Source organism: Streptomyces sp. NPDC090045 (assembly GCF_044747975.1).
GTDB lineage: Bacteria > Actinomycetota > Actinomycetes > Streptomycetales > Streptomycetaceae > Streptomyces.
Genome location: NZ_JBIVFA010000009.1, coordinates 46,738 through 67,415, shown reverse-complemented (window position 1 = coordinate 67,415; position 20,678 = coordinate 46,738). Strand labels below are relative to the sequence as shown.

General features: G+C 72.9%; 17 protein-coding genes. 8 read left to right on the top strand and 9 right to left on the bottom strand.

All coding sequences use genetic code 11. The features are described 5' to 3' along the window. Nucleotides 1–66: 66 nt before the first annotated feature. Genes ACIPYQ_RS23580 through ACIPYQ_RS23570 form a run of 3 tightly spaced genes read right to left on the bottom strand, consistent with a single transcriptional unit; the run spans nt 67 to nt 3,211 of the window. Nucleotides 67–945 carry a carbohydrate ABC transporter permease gene (locus ACIPYQ_RS23580; protein WP_401254402.1) on the bottom strand — a complete coding sequence of 293 codons (879 nt, stop codon included), beginning with the start codon at nt 943–945 and terminating at the stop codon, nt 67–69. Further along, entirely contained in the window at nt 942–1,835 is an 894-nt protein-coding gene (locus tag ACIPYQ_RS23575) for a carbohydrate ABC transporter permease (RefSeq protein WP_401254399.1), read from the bottom strand. The genes ACIPYQ_RS23580 and ACIPYQ_RS23575 overlap by 4 nt, the downstream gene beginning before the upstream one ends. A gap of 41 nt (nt 1,836–1,876) precedes the next feature. Further along, nucleotides 1,877–3,211 (bottom strand): ABC transporter substrate-binding protein, encoded by a 1,335-nt coding sequence (locus ACIPYQ_RS23570; RefSeq protein ID WP_401254396.1) that lies wholly within the window; start codon nt 3,209–3,211, stop codon nt 1,877–1,879. A gap of 311 nt (nt 3,212–3,522) precedes the next feature. On the opposite strand from ACIPYQ_RS23570, the gene ACIPYQ_RS23565 reads away from it, so the two are divergent. After that, nucleotides 3,523–3,657: a hypothetical protein gene (locus ACIPYQ_RS23565; RefSeq protein ID WP_401254393.1), complete on the top strand. Its 135-nt coding sequence runs from the start codon at nt 3,523–3,525 to the stop codon at nt 3,655–3,657. A 204-nt stretch (nt 3,658–3,861) separates the two neighbouring features. After that, nucleotides 3,862–5,280 (top strand): DUF4157 domain-containing protein, encoded by a 1,419-nt coding sequence (locus ACIPYQ_RS23560; protein ID WP_401255030.1) that lies wholly within the window; start codon nt 3,862–3,864, stop codon nt 5,278–5,280. Nucleotides 5,281–5,354: 74 nt separating this feature from the next. Here the strand turns inward: ACIPYQ_RS23560 and ACIPYQ_RS23555 are convergent, their stop codons facing one another. Then, nucleotides 5,355–5,720, bottom strand: a complete 366-nt coding sequence (locus tag ACIPYQ_RS23555) for a hypothetical protein (RefSeq protein WP_362238169.1) — start codon at nt 5,718–5,720, stop codon at nt 5,355–5,357. Between the two features lie 189 nt (nt 5,721–5,909). Here ACIPYQ_RS23555 and ACIPYQ_RS23550 point away from each other — a divergent pair, with 189 nt between their 5' ends. Further along, nucleotides 5,910–6,380 carry a universal stress protein gene (locus tag ACIPYQ_RS23550; RefSeq protein WP_401254389.1) on the top strand — a complete coding sequence of 157 codons (471 nt, stop codon included), beginning with the start codon at nt 5,910–5,912 and terminating at the stop codon, nt 6,378–6,380. An 84-nt stretch (nt 6,381–6,464) separates the two neighbouring features. On the opposite strand, the gene ACIPYQ_RS23545 is transcribed toward ACIPYQ_RS23550, so the two are convergent. Both ACIPYQ_RS23545 and ACIPYQ_RS23540 read right to left on the bottom strand, forming a co-directional pair. Then, nucleotides 6,465–7,430, bottom strand: a complete 966-nt coding sequence (locus ACIPYQ_RS23545; RefSeq protein ID WP_401254386.1) for a serine/threonine dehydratase — start codon at nt 7,428–7,430, stop codon at nt 6,465–6,467. Continuing rightward, complete coding sequence (locus tag ACIPYQ_RS23540) at nt 7,430–8,071, bottom strand: TetR/AcrR family transcriptional regulator (RefSeq protein WP_401254383.1); 642 nt, start codon at nt 8,069–8,071, stop codon at nt 7,430–7,432. Before ACIPYQ_RS23540 ends, ACIPYQ_RS23545 begins: the two co-directional genes overlap by 1 nt. A gap of 156 nt (nt 8,072–8,227) precedes the next feature. On the opposite strand from ACIPYQ_RS23540, the gene ACIPYQ_RS23535 reads away from it, so the two are divergent. Together ACIPYQ_RS23535 and ACIPYQ_RS23530 are read left to right on the top strand one after the other, a co-directional pair. After that, a complete protein-coding gene (locus ACIPYQ_RS23535; RefSeq protein WP_401254380.1) occupies nt 8,228–9,916 on the top strand; it encodes a ricin-type beta-trefoil lectin domain protein in 1,689 nt (562 codons plus the stop codon). A 16-nt stretch (nt 9,917–9,932) separates the two neighbouring features. Beyond that, on the top strand, nt 9,933–12,317 hold the full coding sequence (locus ACIPYQ_RS23530; protein ID WP_401254377.1) for an alpha-N-acetylglucosaminidase: 2,385 nt from the start codon (nt 9,933–9,935) through the stop codon (nt 12,315–12,317). Nucleotides 12,318–12,380: 63 nt separating this feature from the next. On the opposite strand, the gene ACIPYQ_RS23525 is transcribed toward ACIPYQ_RS23530, so the two are convergent. Next, the gene (locus tag ACIPYQ_RS23525; RefSeq protein ID WP_401254374.1) at nt 12,381–13,652 is read right to left on the bottom strand and encodes an MFS transporter; all 1,272 of its coding nucleotides are present in this window, start codon (nt 13,650–13,652) and stop codon (nt 12,381–12,383) included. Between the two features lie 183 nt (nt 13,653–13,835). On the opposite strand from ACIPYQ_RS23525, the gene ACIPYQ_RS23520 reads away from it, so the two are divergent. The 3 genes from ACIPYQ_RS23520 to ACIPYQ_RS23510 all read left to right on the top strand — a co-directional run bounded on the left by ACIPYQ_RS23520 (nt 13,836) and on the right by ACIPYQ_RS23510 (nt 17,916). Beyond that, complete coding sequence (locus tag ACIPYQ_RS23520) at nt 13,836–15,425, top strand: molybdopterin-dependent oxidoreductase (protein WP_401254371.1); 1,590 nt, start codon at nt 13,836–13,838, stop codon at nt 15,423–15,425. Between the two features lie 45 nt (nt 15,426–15,470). Next, nucleotides 15,471–16,568 (top strand): alpha/beta hydrolase, encoded by a 1,098-nt coding sequence (locus ACIPYQ_RS23515; RefSeq protein ID WP_401254368.1) that lies wholly within the window; start codon nt 15,471–15,473, stop codon nt 16,566–16,568. Between the two features lie 172 nt (nt 16,569–16,740). After that, the gene (locus tag ACIPYQ_RS23510; RefSeq protein ID WP_401254365.1) at nt 16,741–17,916 is read left to right on the top strand and encodes a serine hydrolase domain-containing protein; all 1,176 of its coding nucleotides are present in this window, start codon (nt 16,741–16,743) and stop codon (nt 17,914–17,916) included. A gap of 52 nt (nt 17,917–17,968) precedes the next feature. On the opposite strand, the gene ACIPYQ_RS23505 is transcribed toward ACIPYQ_RS23510, so the two are convergent. Then, nucleotides 17,969–19,237, bottom strand: coding sequence for a cytochrome P450 (locus tag ACIPYQ_RS23505; protein ID WP_401254362.1), 1,269 nt, complete (start codon nt 19,235–19,237; stop codon nt 17,969–17,971). Between the two features lie 84 nt (nt 19,238–19,321). Further along, on the bottom strand, nt 19,322–20,596 hold the full coding sequence (locus tag ACIPYQ_RS23500; RefSeq protein ID WP_401254359.1) for a putative Ig domain-containing protein: 1,275 nt from the start codon (nt 20,594–20,596) through the stop codon (nt 19,322–19,324). Nucleotides 20,597–20,678: the final 82 nt, after the last annotated feature.

Below are 20,678 nucleotides of genomic sequence, written 5' to 3'. Positions count from 1 at the left end.
TCGGTGCGGGGGCGGCGGAACGGGCCGGGCGGGCGGCGGAACGGGCCCGACGGTGGACGGACGGGCTCAGGTCTTGACTGCTCCCTCGCCCACGCCCTTGAAGAAGAAACGCTGGAGGGCGAAGAAGAGCAGCATCATCGGCAGGAGTGCGGCCATCGCGCCGGCGGCGATGAGCCTCTGGTCGTTGACGGTGGTGGCGCCGGCCAGGGTCTTCAGGCCGAGCTGCAGGGTGTAGTGGTCGCTGTTCGTGAGGACCAGCAGGGGCCAGAGGAAGTCGTCCCAGGCGCCCATGAAGCTGGTGATGCAGACGACGGCCAGGGCGCCCTTGGCGGCGGGGAGGAACACCCGGGTGAAGCGGGTCCATTCGCCCGCCCCGTCCAGGACCGCGGCCTCCTCGACCTCCTTGGGCACGGCGAGGAAGGCCGCCCGCATGATCATGATGTTGAGCACGGAGACCGCGCCGGGGAGCCAGACGCCGATGAGGGTGTCGACCAGCCCCATCTCACGGACCGTGAGGAACATCGAGATCATCACGGACTCGAAGGGGAACATCAGGGTCGCCACCAGCACGGTGAAGACGGCCCGGCGGCCCTTCCAGGCGGCCCGCGAGAGGGCGTACCCTCCCATCGCCGCGAAGAGCAGGTTCGAGGTGATCGCGAGGACCGCGACGGTGAGGGTGTTGCCGACGTACTGGAGCAGCGGGAAGGACTCGGCGACCCGGACGTAGTTGTCGAGGGTGGGCTGCGAGGGCAGCACGCCGTCGTAGACGTTCTCGGTGCGGCCGCGGATCGAGGTGAGGAACTGCCAGACGATCGGGCCCAGCATGACGACGAGCATCAGCAGGAGCGTGGCGTACCGGGCGGCCGGGCCCAGCCACCGGCGCCTGCGGACGGCGGCGCCGGACCGCCGGGGCGGCTCGTCTCCCGGGGAGGGCGGGGTGCTCAACTCTCGTCTCCCTTCGACAGGCGGCGGCCCAGCAGGCTGAAGACCAGGGTCAGGAGGAACAGCAGGATGGAGATGGCGGAGGCGTAGCCGGTCTCGCCCGAGAAGCCGAGGCCGACCTGCCGGATGAGGAAAGGCAGGGTGCGGGCGCCGCCGCCGGGGCCGCCGCTCTCACCGCCGAGGATGTAGATCTCGGTGAACACGCGCAGCGCGGAGATCGCGGAGAGGGTGCAGACCAGCAGCATCATCGGCTTCACCTGGGGGACGGTGATGCTGAAGAAGCGGCGGACGGGACCGGCGCCGTCGATGGCGGCCGCCTCGTGGAGGGAGGCGGGGACGTTCCCGAGGGCGGCCAGGTAGAAGACCATGTAGTAGCCGAGGCCCTTCCACACGGTCACGAGCATCGCGGAGACCAGCAGCATCGCGGAGTCCGTCAGGAACGGGATCGGCTCGGAGACGAGGTTCAGCCGCTGGAAGACGGTGTTCACGAGACCGTCGCTGCGCAGCACCCACTGCCAGATCAGCCCGACGACCACGGCGGAGGCGATCACCGGGGTGTAGAAGGCGGACCGGAAGAAGCCGATGCCGGGGACCTTGGTCTGGACGAGGACGGCGAGGGCCAGCGGGAGGAGGACCAGGCACGGCACGACGACCGCGAGGTACAGCACGCTGTTGCCGGTGGCGACCCAGAAGTCGGGGTCGTCGAAGGCGCGGCGGTAGTTGTCGAAGCCGACGAAGGTGCCGCCGCGCAGGATCTGCGCGTCGGTGAAGGAGAGGACGACGGTGTTGACGAACGGCCAGAGGCTGAAGAGCGCCACCATCGCCAGACCGGGGGCGAGGAACAGGTAGGGGGTCCACCACTTGCGGTGGACCAGGCCCGTATCGGCCTCCATGGCACGCCGCGCGGCCCGGCGTCGCCGCCTGTCCGCGGCCGTCACTTGTCGGCCGCGGCGGCGAGGAGCTTGTTCGCCGCTTCCTCGGCCTTCTTCACCGCCGTCCGGGGATCCTGCTCACCCGTGATGGCCTTCTGCACCTCGCGTACGACGGCGTCGCCGACCTGGTTGGTCCACTGGACGGGGGTGTTGGCATCGAGTGCGGCGGTCTTCAGCTGCTCGGCGCCGACCGCGCGGGCCAGGGTCTCCGCGTCCTTGCCGTCGCCCTTGTCCGAGAAGAACGGGTCGGCGAGGCCCTGGGCGTTGGACGGGTAGATGGTGGCCTTCCTGGAGAACTCCACCTGGTTGGGGCCGTTGGTCACCCACTTCGCGAACTCGGCCGCCGCGTCGGGGTGCTTGGTGTCCTTCTTGATGCCGAGCGACTGGGCGTAGATGCCGATGTGGCCGAGCTTGCCCGTGACGGCTCCCGCGACCTGTGTCTTCGCGTAGACCTGCGGGGCGTTCTGCCTGATGTCCTTGACGAAGCCCGGGGAGCCGGGGCCGAAGACGAGTTTGCCGCCGCCGTAGAGCTGGTTGATGTCGTCGGACTTGAGCAGGGACTCCTTGGGCATGGCGCCCTTGGCGTACAGGTCCTTCATCCGTTCCACCCAGGCGACGGCCTGGTCGGTGCCGAAGGTGAACCGGTCCTGCTTCTCACTGAGGATCGGTACGCCCATCTTCTGCCAGTCCCCGGGCAGCCGGCCCTTGGGGTCGGCCATGAAGGCGGAGTACTGGCCCCCGGACGTGGCGGCGATCTTCTCGGCGTAGTCGAAGAACTGCTCCACGCCGGTCGGCGGCTTGGCCGGGTCCAGGCCGGCCTTCTCGAAGAGTTCTCTGTTGTAGGTGAGGATCTCGGGGGTCACGTACCAGGGGTACGCGTACACGCTGTCCCCCTTGCCCGGCAGTTTGAACTGCTCCCAGGCACCGGGCACGTACTCCTTGGCCGCCGCCCCGTCGAGCTTGGCGACGTCGGCGAGCATGCCGCGGTCGGCGAGGAGCTGGAAGGAGTCGGTGGAGAGGTTGACCACGTCGGGGAGGGCCCCGGCCTGGGCGTCCGCGACGAGCTTCTCGTTGTAGCCGTCGCCGGGGACGTCCTCCCACTTGACCTTGACCTCGGGGTACTTCTGCTGGAACGCGTCGATGACCCCCTGCACGTAGGCCGTGAACGTCGGCTTCAGTTGGAGGGTCCGGAAGGTGATCTCACCGGCCACCTTGCCCGTCTTCTCGGCCTCTTTCGCGTCACCGGCGCCACCGCTGAGGCCGCACGCGGCGGTCGAGAGGAGCGCGCCGGTCACCAGCGCGGCCACGGCAATACGGGTCGGGTTCGAACGGGTCATCGTCGCCGCCTTTGCAGAAGTCCGGCCTCTTTGCCGGAGGCGGTGCCCACCGTCGCCCGAAGTCAGGATCCCGTCAATGAGGCAGACCTCCCATTGGCCGGTGACACCCGGGTGCCGAATGCCTCAACAGGCCTGCACGGATGGCCAGATGCCCTCATCACGCCAAGGTTGACCTCGACTAATGCGCTTTAGTCCAAAGCCTGTCGAGCATGATATCGATTCGATAACGAAGCCCGATCCTCCGTCAACATCCCCTCGCTTATGGCCGGTTCGCGAGGGCGTGCACTAATGCGCTTTACCACCGCACCGCGATGGCCGAGCCGAACGCGTTCCATCAGGCGGAGACCGGCGCCGGCATGCCCGTAGGACAGCGTGCGGAGTTGAAGAGGCGGATCGCCCAACAGCCGGGCATCGAGCGGGTGCGGCTCCACCGGGTGCGCGGCTGACCGACTGCGGCGCGGGCGTGGCCGGGCATTGGCCTCACGCTTGCCAGTCGGCTGATAATACTTCAGACCCCCTGGTCACGACCGGTGACCGCCCCTTGGGGGTGTGGCCGGCAGCGGCGCGAAGCGGCTGCCCTGACGTACGGGAAAGACGATCGCGTGAGCCCCAAGCACCCCCGCCCGGCGCAGAAGACCGACGACCAATTACTGCATGCCTCCCGCTCCACCGCGGCTGCGCAGCGGGCGGCGACGCCGCCCGTCGGGCTGATGGCGCTCCAAGCCGGTGCGGGCAACGCCGCGGTCGTGCAGATGCTCCGCCGGTCCGGTCACTCCATCGATCAGGAGCAGCACCAGCACACCGACGGATGCGGACACCAGCAGACCGGGCAGACCGGGCGGCCCGCGGTGCAGCGGTCCGCCGTCCACGACGTCCTGCGCACGCCCGGACGCCCCCTGGACGATGCCACCCGCACCGACATGGAAGCCCGGCTCGGCGCGGACTTCTCCGACGTCCGCATCCACAGCGACAGCGCCGCCAAGGCCTCGGCCGCGGAAGTCGGCGCCCGCGCCTACACCTCCGGCAGCCACGTCGTCATCGGTGACGGCGGCCACGACAAGCACACCCTCGCCCACGAACTCACCCACGTCATCCAGCAGCGCCAGGGCCCCGTCGCGGGCACCGACAACGGAACGGGACTCAAGGTCTCGGACCCGTCGGACCGGTTCGAGCGCGAAGCGGAAGCGAACGCCAGGCGGGTCATGGCGGGCGGCTCCCGAGCCGCCACGGACGTGCAGCGCCAGGCGGCGCCTTCGCAGGCCTCCGCCGCCCACCCCTCCGTACAGCGCGTCGAGAACCCTCAGGACCGGATGAAGGTCGAGTACTGGGAGGACAAGGCGGGACTGGGCGGATCCAGCAGCAGCGCCGCGAAGGACCGGGCCAAGCAGATCGCCACGTCCAAGGCCAACGCGAAGAAGTTCAAGGCCCACAAGCCTGCGCGCACGATCGACGAGATCGTCAAGAGCGTCGGCCCGAAGCTCCTGGCCGATCTGTCGCTGAAGGGGGAGGACGCCGGGCGGATGGAGCTGTTCAGGTCCATGAGCTTCGAGGAGGCCCACAGCGCCCTGACCTACTGGGGCGACGCGGCCTCGCGCACCGCACTGCTGGAGTACGTGGGCAGCGGTGAGGGCTCGGCGAAGGGCTTCAGGGAGCAGGGGTTCGGGGGCCTGACGATTGGTGCCCATCTCGGCGACCAGGGTCAGGCCGACGGGTACTACGACACCCAGGGTGCTCCCTACGCGGTCCAGCTGAAGTTCACGCTGAAGCCGGGCGCCCACGAACTCCTCTTCAACCAGGACCACATGGCTCTCGGACCGGGCTACAAGAACGACGTGATCCGCGAGGCGAACAAAAGCGGCGGGACCTACAAGAACGCGAGCCCGAACGAGGGCACCCTGGGCGGGTACATCGGTGTGAAGGCCGAGGACAAGGAGCCCTACAGCCTCGGCATCGCGCAGGGGGCCAACGGCAAGAACGGCAGGGAGCTCGGCGCGAGCCAGCTGCTCTTCCAGCTGTTCGTCGAGAACGTCGAACTCGTGAAGAACAGGTCGGGGCAGGACCTGCCGTAGCCCCGTCATGGCAGATCGCCGCGATGCCCCGGACCGGACCGGTCCGGGGCATCCGCGTGCGGGGGTGGCAGCACCTACTGCATCGGGTACTGCGTCTTCTCCGCGAGCTTGCCGTCCTTGAAGCAGAAGCGGAGCACGGTCTCCTTGCCGTTCTTGGTGTCGCCGCTGGAGATGTACCAGGAGCAGGCGCTGCCCTCGGGCTCGGCCGGTCCGCCCTCCTTGAGGGCGCCCTTCACGAAGCTGTCGCCGGACGGGAGCCTGCCGCGGACCTCGCTCTCCGCGTCGCCGGTCTTCACGGACTCGTAGACCGTGGGGTCGACCAGGGTCTTGTCGGCCATGTCGAGGACCTTGCCCATGCCGAAGACCACGGCCACGAGAAGCCCCACGCCCAGCACCAGCGCCACGCCGCACCCGATCAGACAACCCTTGCGCTGAGCCACGCCCGTTCCTCCATGTCGCTCCGTGTCCGGCGGCGGTCGCCTGGACGCTCACACCCTCGCAAGGGGCGGGGGTCCCGGACTGTCCTCGAAAGTCGTCGGGCGTCGCAACGATCGTCGTTCGAGGTCGGGCCGGTGTTCCGGGTATACAGGGAGGAGATCGACTATCCGGACGAAGCGAGAGGAATCCCCGTGAGCGAGCAGGACACCGTCGAGCCTCTGATCGTCGTCGGCGTGGACGGTTCGAACCATTCCAAGGAGGCCCTGCGCTGGGCCGTCGCGCAGGCCGGGATGACGGGCGGCCGGGTGCACGCCGTCATGGCCTGGGAGTGGAACCGCAATCCGTTCTCCATCGCTCCGGTGGCCGCCGAGGTCTCCGACTCCGAGGCGGTGACGGTCGAGGAGGCGGCCCGGCGGAAGCTGGCGGACACCGTCAAGGCGGCCGTCGGCGCCTCCCCCGGTGTGCCGGTGTTCCGTCGCGTCGAGCAGGGCTCCGCGGCTCAGGTGCTGGTCGACGCCTCGAAGGAGGCGGACCTGACGGTGGTCGGCACCCGTGGGTACGGCGGGTTCAAGGGCGCCCTGCTGGGCTCGGTGAGCCAGCAGGTCGTGCAGTACGCCGCCGGCACCGTCGTGGTCGTCCGCGAGGTCGAGGACGACGCCTGACGGCGGGCGACGGCGGGCGACGGCGGCCGACGGGCAGCGGGCGGCGGCCGGGCCGTCCGCCGGCGTCCCGGCCCGGCGGCCGGCTCAGGCCGTGGGGGCCACCAGGTCCCGGGGGTCCGTGTTGGCCCCGCACAGGACGACGGCGACCCGCTCGCCCAGCGGCTCCGGCGCACCGCGCAGCGCCGCCAGGGCGGTGGCCGCGCCCGCCTCCACGACGATCCGGTGCTCCTCCCAGAGGGCGCGCCGGGCGGCCGTGATGGCCGTGTCGGACACGAGCACGGAGGTCACGTGCTCCTCCTGCGCGGCGGCCAGCGCGTCCGCCGAGACCCGGGTGGCTCCCAGGGAGTCGGCGGCGACCGAGTCCACGGCCACGTCCACGACCCGGCCCGCCGCCAGGGCCGCGTTCAGGGCCCGGCAGTTCTCCGGCTCGGCCGCGATCACCCGTACGCCGTGCTCGCGCGCGGCGGTGGCGATCCCGGCGAACAGTCCGCCGCCGCCGACCGCGACGACCACGGCGTCCAGCCCGGGCAGGGCGGCCCGGATCTCGTCGAGCAGCGTCCCGGCGCCCGCGGCGATGAGCGGATGGTCGTAGGCGTGGCTGCTGAGCGCCCCGCTCCCGGCGGCGAACCCCTCGCAGGCGGCGAGCGCTTCGGCGTAGCGGTCGCCGACGAGCCGCACCTCGGCCCCGTATCCGCGCAGCCGGTCCACCTTCACGCGCGGGGCGTTGGCGGGCAGGAACACGGTCGCGGGCACGGACAGCGCGCGGGCCGCCCAGGCGCAGGCGAGCCCGGCGTTGCCGCCGGAGGCGATGGTGACGCCCGCGGCCGGGAGGGCGCCGGCCTCGTGGTGGGCGGCGAGGAAGTTGCGGGCGCCGCGCGCCTTGAAGCTGCCGGTGTGCTGGAGGTACTCCAGCGCGTACCAGACCCCCGCTTCGGCCGCGGGCGCCACGGCGACGGGCCGCGTCCCGCCGGCGATCCGGTCGGCGGCGGCGCGGACGGCGGCGTAGTCGAGCTGCTGTGCCGGTGCTGCTTGCACGGTCTGTCTCCCCATCAGGTGGTGGGCCGGGCGGCCTCGATCAGCTGGCGCAGGGCGCCGTAGTACACCTCGTGGTCCGTCAGGGGCGGCAGTACGTCGGCCAGTCCGCCGCAGAGCACGGGGAACTCCGCCGGATCCAGCGCGGCCAGGGCCGCCCGCGAGGCGGCGGTGGCCCCGGCCGGGTCCCGGTGGTCCACGAAGGCCGCGCTGCCCAGGGTGAGCAGGTACATGCGGCGGTAGACGGTCATCGCCTCGGCGGCGGTCATCCCGGCGGCCACGCTGTCGGCGAGGGCGGGCTCGACGAGCCGGGCGAGGAGCTGGCGGCCGAGCCAGGGCCGGCCGCCGCGCAGCACCAGCAGCCCGGGGTGGGCGGTGAGCAGCAGGTAGAGCGCGCGGAACCGCTGCTCGGTGGCCTGCGCCCAGTCCGTGCCGGCGGGGATCTCGGGGAGCTGCGCGGCCAGGTGCTCGGTGCACAGGTCGAGCAGCCCGGCGAGGTCGGTGCAGCGGCGCTGGACGGTGGCGTGGGAGACGTCGAGCCGGTCGGCGAGGGTGCGGAAGCTGAGGCGCTGCGGCCCTTCCTCGTCGAGGATCCGGAGGGCGGCGACGGCGATGGCCTCGGGGGTCGCACGGTCCAGGGCGTCTGATCTGCGAGGCATGAGATACACCGTAACATACGACGTATCTTCTCTTTCGTGTGACATCGATTGCAGCCATATTGCTGGTCATTGGCCGACAACGAGCGACTTTTGTTGACAGTGGGTAATCGCATCGCTGCACTGGGCGCACGCCTGCCCCCACGTCAAGGAGACTCCGTGCCGCCTCGCCTGCGTGCGTCGCTCCCCTGCCTGACCGCGGCCGCCCTGTTCGCCCTCGCGCTCTCCCCCGCCCCGGTGGCGGCCGAGCCCCGGGCCACCTCGGACACCCCGCTCGCGCTCACCCCTCCCATGGGCTGGAACAACTGGGCGCACTACATGTGCGACATCGACGAGGCCAAGGTCGTCGCCAACGCCGACGCGCTCGTGTCGACCGGTCTCGCCGCCAAGGGCTACGACACCGTGACGGTCGACGACTGCTGGATGACGAAGAGCCGGGACGCGCAGGGCGCCCTGGTCGTCGACACGGCGAAGTTCCCGCACGGCATGGCCTGGCTCGGCGAGTACCTGCACGCCAAGGGCCTGAAGTTCGGCATCTACCAGGACGCCGGCTCGCTCACCTGCGAGAAGTACCCCGGCAGCGGCGCGCCCCAGGGCGGCGGCGCGGACCACTACGCCCAGGACGCCCGGCAGTTCGCCTCCTGGAACGTCGACTACGTGAAGATGGACGGCTGCAACCTGTGGGTGCCGCCGGGGCAGACCAAGGAGCAGGCCTACCGGGACGCCTACAACGCCGTCGCGAAGGCGCTGCGGGAGAGCGGCCGGGACATGGTCCTGTCGGCGTCGGCGCCCGCCTACTTCCAGCAGGGCGAGTGGGGCGGCTCCGACTGGCACAAGGTCCTCGGCTGGGTCGGGGAGACCGGGCAGCTGTGGCGCGAGGGCAAGGACATCAAGGTCTACAACCCGGCCACGCCCGCCACCTCGCGGTGGAGCTCGGTCCTGGGCAACTACGGCTACAACCGCTGGCTCGGCCGGTACGCGGGCCCCGGCAACTGGAACGACCCCGACTTCCTGCTCGCGGGCGCCCCCGGGCTCACGGCGGCCGAGAGCCGCAGCCAGGTCGCCCTCTGGGCCATGATGGCGTCCCCGTTCATCCTCTCCTCCGAGGTCTCCAAGCTGACCCCGCAGGGGCTCGCCGCCCTCGGGAACACCCGGATGATCGAGCTGGACCAGGACCCGATGGGCCGGCAGGGCGCGGTGGTCTCCTCCAACGCCACCTTCGAGATCCTGGCCAGGCCGCTGGCGAACGGCGACCGGGCGGTGGCCGTGCTCAACCGCTCGGCCACGACGCGGGACATCAGGGTGCCGCTCGACGAGATCGGCCTGAGCGCGTGCACGGCCGACGCCCAGGACCTGTGGAGCGGGACGCGCCGGGAGGTCACCGAGGCCCTCACCGGAAGGCTGGCCGGGCACGACACCGCGGTCTGGCGGCTCAGCCCGCGCGGCTGCGCCGAGGCCGTCCCGACCGGGCAGGTCGTCGGTGACGGCGCCAGGTGCGCCGACGGGGCCAACACCACGGGCGTCGGCGCGGTCGTGATGGCCGCCTGCACCGGCGCCCCCGATCAGCGGTGGACCCTGGGCGACGACGCGAGCCTGCGGCTGGCCGGCGAATGCCTCTCCGCGGGCGAGGACGGGCTCGTGGAACTGGCCGACTGCGCGCCCGCGCAGGACCGGCAGCCCGGCCAGAGCTGGACGCACCGCCGCGACGGGGCCCTCGTGGAGCCGGAGAGCGGGATGTGCCTGACGGCGCCGGCCGCCGCCGCGACCCCGGATGCCCCGGCCGCCCGGCTGCGGCTGACCGCCTGCGGCGACCACCGGGTCGACCAGGCCTGGGCCCTGCCGGTCTGACGGCCCGAGCCGACCGATGAGGAACACGATGCCGCGCGGCGGGCGCCGCCCGCTCACCCCCCGCCCGCTCGCCCTCGCCGCGCTGCCCGCGGCGCTGCTGGCGCTGGTCTGCGCGGGGCCCGCGCCCGGGGACACCGCCCCGGGCGCGGGGTCGCCCGCACCTGCCGACGTACGGACCGATGCGCGGTCCGACGTACGGTCCGACGTACGGTCCGACGCGCGGGACGGCGTACGGGCCGGTGCGCCGGCCGACGTACGCAGTGCCGGGCGGGCGGGTGCGCCCCGGAGCCGGAGCTTCGACACCGCGCCCGCCCGGGCCGCCCTGGAGCGGCTGCTTCCGCGCCACTCCGGGCAGTTCACCCTGGTGCCCGACACTGCCGTCGGCGCCGACACCTTCACCGTGTCCGGGTCCGCCGGCGCGATCACCGTGCGCGGCAGCACCGGGGCCACCCTGCTCACCGGGGTCGGCTGGTACCTCCAGCACGTCGCCGGGGCCGACATCGGCTGGCCGGGCGACTCCATCGGCATGCTGCCCGCCCGCCTGCCCGCCGTCCCCGCGCCGGTCACCCGCAGTGCGCAGGTCCCGCACCGGTACGCGCTGAACGACACCGACGACGGGTACTCCGGCCCGTACCGCACCTTCGAGGAGCACCAGCGGCAGATCGACCTGCTCGCGCTGCACGGCGTCAACGAGGTGTTCGTGCAGGTCGGGGCCGAGTACCCGTACTACCTGGCGCTCCAGCGCTTCGGCTACTCCGCCGAGGAGCTGCGGCAGTGGATCCCCGGCCCCGCCCACCAGAGCTGGTGGCTGCTGCAGAACCTCAGCGGGTTCGGCGGCCCGGTCACCGAGCGGCTGATGCGGGAGCGCGCCGACCTGGGCGGGCGGATCGCCGAGCAGCTGCGCGGGCTCGGGATGACCCCGGTGCTGCCCGGCTACTTCGGCACCGTGCCGCCCGGGTTCGCCGCGCGCAACCCCGGGGCGGCCACGGTGCCCCAGGGCGACTGGGCCGGCTTCGACCGCCCCGACTGGCTGGACCCCGCCTCGCCCGCGTTCCGGCAGCTGGCCGCCGCGTACTACGCGGAGCAGCGCGAGGTGTTCGGGGACAGCACGATGTACCGGATGAGCCCGCTGCACGAGGGCGGTCAGACCGGGTCCGTCGACGTGGGCGCCGCGGCGGGTGCGATCCAGGCCGCCCTGCACGCCGCCCACCCGGGCGCGCTGTGGGCGGTGCTGGGCTGGCAGGACGACCCGACCCCGGAGCTGCTGGCCGGGGTGGACACGTCGAAGCTGCTGATCCTGGACGGGCTGTCCGACCGGTACAACCGGCTGGACCGCGAGGCCCGTTGGGGCGGCGCCCCGTACGCGATGGGCACCATCTACAACTTCGGCGGGCACACCACGATCGGCGCGAACACCTCCGTGTGGCTCGAACGGTTCGGCCCCTGGCGGGACAAGGCGAACAGTGCGCTCGCGGGTATCGCCTACCTGCCGGAGGCCACCGGGACCAACCCGGCCGCGTTCGACCTCTTCACGGACCTGGCCTGGGAGCCGGGCGGGATCGACCAGCGCGCCTGGTTCGCCGGTTTCGCGGCCCGCCGCTACGGCCGTCCCGACGCCGCGGCCGCCGCGGCCTGGGAGGAGCTGCGCAAGGGGCCGTACAGCACCTCCTCCGGGCTGTGGTCGGAGTCGCAGGACAGCCTGTTCACCGCCCGGCCGGGCCTGACCGCGGCGGGGGCGGCGTACTGGAGCCCCAAGTCCATGCGCTACCCGGCCGGTTCGGTCCGCAGGGCCCTGGACCACCTGCTGAAGGTGGCTCCGGAGCTGCGCGGCTCCAGCGCGTACCGCTTCGACCTGGTGGACACCGCCCGGCAGGCCCTCGCCAACCACTCGCGGGTACTGCTCCCGAAGATCAAGGCGGCGTACGAGGCCAAGGACCTGACCCTGTTCCGCACGCTCACGGCCGAATGGCGGCAGAGCGGGGCGAGGCTGGACGCGGTGACCGGCTCCGACCCGAACTTCCTCCTCGGCAGCCGGCTCGCCGCGGCCCGCTCCTGGGGCGCCGACCGGGCCGAGCAGGACCGGTACGAGTACGACACCCGCTCCCTGCTCAGCGTGTGGGGCCGCCGCAGCACCAGCGAGGGCGGTTTCCTGCACGACTACGCGAACCGCGAATGGAGCGGCCTGATCTCGGAGTTGTACCTCCCCCGGTGGGAGCGCTACTTCGCTTCGCTGGAGGAGGCGCTGGTACGGAAGGCCGCGCCGCGGGAGATCGACTGGCACGCCTTCGAGGCCGAGTGGGCCGGGCGGACCACCCGCCATCCGGACCGGCCGGGCGGGGACCCGTACCGGCTGGCCGCGCGGATCGCGGCGGCCCTGCCCCCGGCGGCCTCCGGCGGCTGACCTGCACCAGCCTCCGGCCCGGACACCGGTCCCCCGGTGCCCGGGCCGCCCCGCGGGAAGGGGTCATGGCCTGCGCCGCTGCGCCCCACGGGCGGCGCCGGCCGCGGCCAGACCGAGGACGGCGATCGAGACGGCCGAGACCAACAGGGTTTCCCGGGCCCCGAGTCCGGCCACCAGGGGGCCGCCCAGCGCGGTACCGAGCGGGACCGAGAGCACGCGGACCGCCGAGCTCGCGGCCAGGGTCTGGGGGAGGAGGTGCCGCGGGGCCGAGCGCTGGAAGAGGGCGGTGGACAGCGCGGCGTACGGAGGCCAGAGCAGACCGGCGGCGGCGAACCCGGCGACGGCGACGGCCGTCGGCGCTCCCAGCCCGGTCGGCAGCAGGAACAGGCCGAAGGCGACGACGATGCCGGTCGTGGCCGGCCACATCGGCAGGCGGCTGAGGTATCCGGCCAGTACGGAGCCGAGGACCGCGCCGATGCCGAACGCGGTGTAGAAGGCGGCCAGCAGACCCGCGGGACCGCCCAGGCCCTCCGAGACGTGCAGCGGCAGGGCGACGTACACGGGACCGAAGAGGCAGAAGAAGACGGAGCTCAGGCCGAGCAGCCCCAGCAGGGCCGGAGTGCGGCGGATGACGGCGAAGCCGGCGGTACGGGAACCGCTCTCCCCGGGTGCGGGAGCCCCTGGTGCGGGGCCCCCGGGTGCGGGCGCCGCCTCGTCGTGCGGGGCGCCGAAGAGGAACGTGGCGGCCAGGACGAGGAAGGTCGCCGCGTCGACGGCGATCACGGTCACGGCGCCGCCCCGGAGGATCAGGGCGCCGGCGAGCGGCGGGCCGAGGACGGTGGAGAGCGAGCCCATACCGGACAGGACGGCGTTGCCGGCCAGATGGTCGCGCTCGGGCAACAGTCCGGCCAGCAGGGTGTAGACGCCGGCCTGACCCCACGAGTGCAGGATGGAGGAGAGGGCGAGCAGCACGACGTACAGCTCGATGCCCAGCGTCCCGAGCGCGTGGCACACCGGAATCGCTCCCAGGGCGGTGGCCCGCAGCAGCGCGTCGCAGGCGACCAGCCGGGCCGGGGACCGGTGGCGCAGGAACCGTCCCAGGAGGACGGCGCCCACCGCGCCCGAGAGCGTGTAAGCGGCGGCCGCCAACGCGACCCACAGGCCACGCTGCGCCGCCGGTGCGAGCTCGATCGCCAGCCAGCTCACGCCGACCACGGCCATGCCGTCGCCGAGCGAGGAGACGGCGAATCCGGGTAACAGCCGGCGCAGCGTCGCGTGGGTGAGCACCGGCCGGTAGGGCGAGGTGCGCAGGGTCCGGGCGGGTTTCAGGGGCACGGTGTCCACGCTTCCGGGGAGTGAAGGGGGGTCATGCCGTCATCGTGTCCGCGCACCCCACCGCCGCCGCGGTCCGTTCACTGCGGGCGTGGTCCTTTCACCCTGGGCGCAAGAGGCCGGCGCTGCCCCGCCGCGGCGGCACGGCGCCGCCGCGGGGCCGCCCGGGCGCGGCACACTGGCCGTGTGAAGGCAGACCCGAGCCGTTCGGCGCGGCCTCGGCGCACGCTGGGCGCCGTCAGCGGTCTCGTCGCGGCCGTCGCCGGGCTGGCGGTGGCGGAGCTGGCCGCTGCGGCCGTCCGGCCCGAGGCCTCGCCGGTCACGGCCGTCGGCGGGGCGGTGGTGGATGTGACGCCGGTGGCCGTACGGGAATGGGCGATCGGCCTGTTCGGCACCGCCGACAAGCTGGTGCTGACGCTCGGCATCGTCGCCGTCCTGGCCGTGGTCGCGGCCCTGGCCGGGCTGCTCGCCGTACGCAACCTGCCCGCCGGACTCGCGGTCGCGGGCGGATTCGGGCTGCTGGGGGCGGCGGCCGCGCTCAGCCGCCCGGAGGCCTCCTGGCGGGACGCGCTGCCCTCGCTGGCGGGCGGCCTGACCGCCGCCGGGGTGCTGTACCTGCTGATCACGGCGGCGACGCGGCCCCGGCCGGCCGGGGCGCCGCCGTTCGGGACCTGGGCGATGGACCGGCGCGGCTTCGGCCGGCTGGTCACCGCCGTCCTGGTGGGATCGGCCGCGGCGGGCTTCGCCGGGCGGCGACTGGGGGCCCACGGTTCGGCCGGCGCCACCGCCTCCCGGGCGCGTTTCGTCCTCCCCCGGCCCACCGTGCCCGCGCCGCCGGTGCCGGCCGGGGCCGACCTCCGGGTGCCCGGGCTGGCCCCGTTCCTCACTCCCGCCCGCGACTTCTACCGGGTGGACACCGCCCTGGTCGTCCCCCGCGTGGACGCGGACACCTGGCGGCTGCGCATCCACGGCGAGGGGGTCGCCCGGCCCCTCACCCTCGGTCTCCGGGAGCTGCTCGACCGGCCGCTGGTCGAGCACGACATCACCCTCACCTGCGTGTCCAATGAGGTCGGCGGCCCGTACGCGGGCAACGCCCGCTGGCTCGGCGTACGCCTCGCCGACCTGCTCCGCGAGGCGGGCGTGCGGCCGCCGTCCCGGGGAGGTCCGGCCGACCAGCTGGTGGCGCGTTCGGTGGACGGCATGACGCTCGGCACACCCGTCGAGGCCGTCATGGACGGCCGGGCGGCGCTGCTGGCCGTCGGCATGAACGGGGAGCCGCTGCCCTTCGCGCACGGGTTCCCCGTCCGGATGGTCGTACCGGGCCTGTACGGGTACGTCTCCGCCTGCAAATGGCTGACCGAGCTGCGGCTGACCACCTTCGCCGCATACGACGCCTACTGGGTGCGCAGGTCCTGGGCCCAGCAGGCCCCGGTCAAGACCCAGTCGCGGATCGACACCCCGCGCCCGTACGCCGGCCTGGCGCCGGGCCGGGTGGCGGTCGCCGGGGTGGCGTGGGCACAGCACCGCGGCATCGAGGCGGTCGAGGTACGGGTGGACGGCGGCCCCTGGCAGCAGGCGCGGCTCGGGGCCGCGGACGGGGTCGACACCTGGCGGCAGTGGGTGTGGCCGTGGGAGGCGACCCCCGGGCGGCACACGCTGGAGGTGCGCGCGACGGACGGCACGGGCGCCGTCCAGACCGGGGTCCGCACCGGGACCGTGCCCGACGGGGCGACCGGATGGCACGCGGTGGAGGTACGGGTCAGGGCCCTCGGCTGAACTGCCCCGGCGGCGCATCCACGGAATAATCCGTACATCATTCGCATGTCGCCCCGCACGACAGGAGCCCGCGCCGTGGAGCTGACCAGTACGTCGTTCCTCGTCGCGCTCGTCGTCGTGACCGCGCTCGCCGTGCTCGCCGCGCTGCTCCTGTGGAACCGGATCCCCGGGCCGGGGTGGGTGCGCTGGCCGGCGCGGTTGCTGATGATCGGTCTGTGCCAGCTCACCGCCATCTGCGTGGTGGCCACCTGGATCAACGGCAGTTACGGGCTCTACTCGTCCTGGGACGACCTGCGGGGCACCGACAGCGTGCAGGACGCGGGCGCGATGACCGGGCCGGCGGTGGGCCGGGCCAGGTTCACGCAGAACGGAGACGGCACGCGGACCACCTTCTTCCGGGGCTCCCACGCGAAGCTCGCCGGACAGGTGACCGTGTGGACTCCCCCGGAGTACGGCGCGCCGGGCGCGGACCGGACGCGGTTCCCCGTGCTGATGCTGCTGCACGGCCATCCGGGCACGCCCCGCACGTGGATCGACCTCGGCGAGATGCCGGAGGCGCTGGCGCAGCTGGTGGAACTGGGAGCGGCGCACCCCTTCATCCTGGTGATCCCGGAGATCTCCCCCGGCGGGGTGAACACCGACTGCAGCAACACCCCGCAGCGCAGGATCGCCGACTGGCTCGCGCTGGACGTGCCGGATCTGGTCGCGCGGAACTTCCGTACGCTGCCCGCCCCGGGCGGCTGGGGGCTGATGGGCGTCTCCACCGGCGGCTTCTGCGCGGTGAAGCTGCCGCTGCAGTACCCGAAGGTGTTCCGGGCGGGCGCGGCCCTGGACCCGGACCCGCTGACGGGTGACCCCGAGGTGCTGGCCGACCCGGCGCTGCGCGAGCGCAACAGCCCGATGTGGCTGGTGGAGCACGCGAAGAAGGCGGACGTCGGGGTGTTCCTGGCCACCTCCGCCCAGGACAAGGACAGCCCGCCGCAGCAGCTGGAGGCCTTCGCCAGGGCCGCGGCGGGCAGCGGGGTCCGGGTCAAGACGCTCGTCCGCCCGGCGGGCGGCCACAACTTCCAGACCTGGACCGGGATGTACCCGGACGCACTGGGCTGGCTGAGCACGGAGCTGACGCCGCCGGGCGCGGGCTGAGCCGTGCACGTCACGCGTGCGCGTCAGGCGTGCGCTTCACTCGTGCGCGTCACTCCTGGAGCGCTTCCGGAGTGCGACGGGTGACACCCCCCGTTAGCCTGCGTGACGGGGCCCGCACCCACGAGGCGGGGAACCGGGGAGCCTTCGCCCCGACCCGCATGGAGGCACCACTGTGCGCAGTTCCAGGATCCTCACCCGCACCTGTCTGGGCCTGCTCCTGGGCGCCTCGCTGGCCGGCGGATGCACCCTCGGCCGTGCCGAGAGCGCCGCGAGGCAATGTGCGGCCGGCCAGGTCTCCCGGGGCGGCACGTGCCTCCCGGGCGATACGGAGGACTTCACGCGGCAGCAGGTCGCCGACGCCCTCGCGAAGTACAAGCTGACGGCGGCGATGGCCGAGGTGTGGGTCGACGGTGAGCGCGTCTCGGCCGCCGCGGCCGGGGAGACGATGACGGGCTTCCCCGCGACGACGGACATGCGTTTCCGCATCGGGTCGGTCGCGATCCCCTATCTGACGACCTCGCTGCTCAAGCTCGTCGACGAGGGCGAGGTCAAGCTCGACGACAGGATCTCCCGCTGGCGCCCGGACCTCCCGCACGCGGACGAGATCACGCTGAAGATGCTGGCCTCGACCTCCTCCGGGTACGCGGACTACGTCACGGACCGGACCTTCATCGCCGATCTCTACAAGAACCCCTTCCGGACCTGGACGGCGGAGGAGCGGGTGAGGATCTCGGTCTCCAAGCCCCTGGTGCTGCCCCCCGGTTCGGGCTTCGCCTACTCGCACGCCAACTGGGTGATCCTGGGCGACATCATCGCGAAGGTGAGGCGCAAGCCCCTCGAGGAGGTGATGGTCGAGGACGTCCTCAAGCCACTCGGCCTGAACCACACCGCCATCTCGTCGAGGGCGGACATCCCCGAGCCGGTGCTGCACTCCTTCGACAACGAGCGGGGCGTGTTCGAGGACGCCACGTACTGGAATCCGTCGTGGACCCTGGCGCCCGGCGCGGTGATGACGGGAACGCTGGAGGACATGGCGAAGTCCTTCACGGCGATCGGCGAGGGAACGCTGCTGACGCCCGCGTCGCACGAGGCCCAGCTGACCGGCGTCGTGAAGGTCAAGGGGGACACCTGGTTCGCGCTGGGTCTGCCCGTGCAGAACACCTGGATCGTCCAGAACCCGTCCTTCGCCGGCTACGAGGGCACGGTCGCCTACCTGCCCTCCAGGAAGCTCGCCATCGCGACGGTGGCGACGCAGGGCCTGGGCAGCACCGTCCAGAACGCCAGCTCCGACGTGCTGCAGGCGATCGCCGCGCACCTGGCCCCGGAACGGCCCCTCACGCTGGGCTGACGGGCCGCCGCCCGCCGGGGCCGGTCTCGGCGGGCGGCGGGCGGCGGGCGCGCTAGTTTCCGGCCAGGCGGACCGGGAGCGTCTCCACACTGTTGCCGATGAAGCTGCGCTGGTGCGGGAGTCCGGCCTCGGGGGTGGCGAGGTCGAGGTCGGGGAAGCGGGTGAAGAGCCGCTCCAGCGCGATGGTGGCCTCCAGCCGGGCGAGCGGGGCGCCCACGCAGTAGTGGGCCCCGTGCCCGAAGGAGAGGTTGCGGGCGGCGGTGGGACGGGTGATGTCGAAGCGGTCGGCGTCCGGGCCGTGGAAGGCCTCGTCGCGGCCGGCGGCGGTGTAGCCGGCGAGCACCGGGGTGCCCTGCGGGATGACTGTGCCGGCGACGGTCAGGTCGCGGGTGGGGTAGCGGAAGGGGAACCAGCTCACCGGGCCGTCCCAGCGCAGGGTCTCGTCCACCACGTCCGACCAGGTCGCCTTGGACTCCAGGACGAGGTCCAGCTGGTCGCGGTGGGTGCACAGGGCGCGGACGGCGTTGCTGATGAGGTTGAGGGTGGTCTCGTGGCCCGCGACGAGCATCAGCCGCATGGTGCCGATGAGTTCGGCCTCGCTGAGCCGGTCGCCGTCGTCGTCGCGGGCGGCGATCAGGGCGCTGGTGAGGTCGTCGCCCGGCGCCTCCCGGCGGGTGGCGGCGATCGTCCCCATGAGCTCGACCAGCTCCCGTACGGCGGCCATCGCCTCGGCGGGGGTGGTGTCCGTGGCGATGATCACCTTGTTGGACAGGTGGTGCAGCCGGCCCCGGTGCTCGGGGTTCACCCCGAGCAGCTCGCAGATGACGCTCATCGGGAGCGGGAGCGCGAAGTGCTCGCGCAGGTCGGCGACCCCGTCGGGGGCCTCGGCCGCGGCCCGGGCGAGGCCGTCGAGGAGTCCGTAGGTCAGCTCCTCGACGCGCGGCCGCAGCCTCTCCACCTGGCGGGCCGTGAAGGCCTTGCCGACCAGGGCGCGGAGCCGGCGGTGGTCCTCGTCGTCGGCCGTGTGCATGCCCTGGGCGTTGGCGAAGACCCGCAGCGGCCAGTCCCTGGGGATGGTGCCGTCGTGCAGGGCCGGGAAGTGCCGGGCGTCCTTGGCCACTTCGGGGTGGCCAAGGAACTCCTTCAGCGCGTCGTGGCCCAGGACGACCGCTCCGGGCACCCCGCCGGGCAGTACGACCTCCGCCACCGGGCCGCGCTCGGCGCGCAGCCGGGCGTTGAGGGCGTGGGGGCAGCCTCCGGCGGGGTCGATGACGTGCGGGGCGCCCGAGGCGGACGGGACGGGGGAAATGGGGGACGACAAGCCGGCTCTCCTGACCTGATGGACGAAACTCGGTCAACAGTGCGGCCTCGGGGGCGGGTTGGACAAGCCCGCCCTGCCCGCGTCTCAGAACCAGGTGACGGTGAGGGCGAAGGCGGCGCCGGCGGTGGCCCCGGCGGTGTCCGTCGCGGTGGCGGTGACCTGGGCCGTGCCGCTGCCCCAGGCCTTGCCGGTGATCCGGCCGGAGGCGCTGTCGAGGGTCAGGCCCCAGGGCAGGCCGGTGGCGGCGTACCGGACGGGGGGCTTCCCGCCGGTGGTGGTGAGTTGGATGGTGCAGGACTGGTTGAACTTGCACGTCTGCGGGCCGGGGTTGGCGAGCCTCAGGTCACCGGGGGTGGGAGTCGGGGTCGGGCTGGGCGTGGGAGTCGGTGTGGGAGTCGGTGTGGGGGTGGGGGTCGGCGTGGGCGTGGGCGTCGTGCCGCAGCCCGGGGTGGCTTCCGGCGGCAGCGGGACCCGCCAGACCTGGGTGTCGTTCTCCGACCCGACGAGCAGGCTCGTGCAGTCCGCGTACGTCACCGTCTCGCCCTGCGATTGGGCCGGGAGGGCGACGTCCGCGAGCTTGACCCCCGCGGTGTCGTACACGGAGGCCGTGTTGGCGCCCACGGGCCCGCCGCTGCGCAGGGTGTAGGAGGCGCCCGACGGGGAGAACGCGCCGTCGGTGGCGAACACCGGGCCGGGTCGGACCGGCGTGAGGGTGTTGACCTGCCCGGTCACGGGTGGGAGCGGGGCCTGGTAGAGCTGGCCGGCGGCTCCGATGAGCTTGCTCGCGATGTAAAGCCGGCCGGTCACGGGATCGGCGAGCAGGGACTCGGCGTCGTGCTTGCCGTCGGCGTAGGAGAAGCGGTACGTCACCGGCGTGACCGTGGCGTTGGCCAGCTGGTCGGGCTCGGTGAAGCCGTGCACGGTGATCTCCGCGCGGCCGCTGAAGTTGTCGCCGATGTCGCCGACGAGGATCGCCGGGCCGCCCGAGGCGTCCTTGCCGAGCGCGAGGCCCTCCCAGTCGGTGTTGCCGACGCCGGAGAGGGTGTAGGTGGCCAGCAGCCGGCCGGTGGCGCCGTTGCAGTCGACGGCGAAGACCTGGTTGGTGTTCCCGCTGTCGTTGACGGCGTAGAACACGCCGGGGTGTTTGCGGCTCATGGCGAGGCCGCTGAACTCGGCCAGCCCGCCGGGGAGGGTGCACTTCTTCTCCGGCGCGAGCGCTTGGGTTCCGGCGGCCGCCACCGCGGCGGACGGGGCCGGGGAGGCGGTGGCGCTGGCCATCCAGGCGACCGCGGGCAGGATCGTGGCGAGGGCCGCGGTCGCGAGGGCGGCGGCCCGTGGGGGTGTCAGGAGTCGGGACATGCGCACAATGTGAGGGGACATCAGTTGCTGTGCCAGGCCCAATCCCCTCCCGTTCGAGCATCGTTCAATGCCGAGGTGGCAT

Coding starts and splice junctions, on each gene's coding strand:
- ACIPYQ_RS23545 (WP_401254386.1), bottom strand. CDS start 7,430: ATGGGGAGACAGACCGTGCAAGCAGCACCGGCACAGCAGCTCGACTAC.
- ACIPYQ_RS23570 (WP_401254396.1), bottom strand. CDS start 3,211: ATGACCCGTTCGAACCCGACCCGTATTGCCGTGGCCGCGCTGGTGACC.
- ACIPYQ_RS23530 (WP_401254377.1), top strand. CDS start 9,933: ATGAGGAACACGATGCCGCGCGGCGGGCGCCGCCCGCTCACCCCCCGC.
- ACIPYQ_RS23575 (WP_401254399.1), bottom strand. CDS start 1,835: ATGGAGGCCGATACGGGCCTGGTCCACCGCAAGTGGTGGACCCCCTAC.
- ACIPYQ_RS23515 (WP_401254368.1), top strand. CDS start 15,471: ATGTCGCCCCGCACGACAGGAGCCCGCGCCGTGGAGCTGACCAGTACG.
- ACIPYQ_RS23500 (WP_401254359.1), bottom strand. CDS start 20,596: ATGTCCCGACTCCTGACACCCCCACGGGCCGCCGCCCTCGCGACCGCG.
- ACIPYQ_RS23540 (WP_401254383.1), bottom strand. CDS start 8,071: ATGCCTCGCAGATCAGACGCCCTGGACCGTGCGACCCCCGAGGCCATC.
- ACIPYQ_RS23565 (WP_401254393.1), top strand. CDS start 3,523: ATGGCCGAGCCGAACGCGTTCCATCAGGCGGAGACCGGCGCCGGCATG.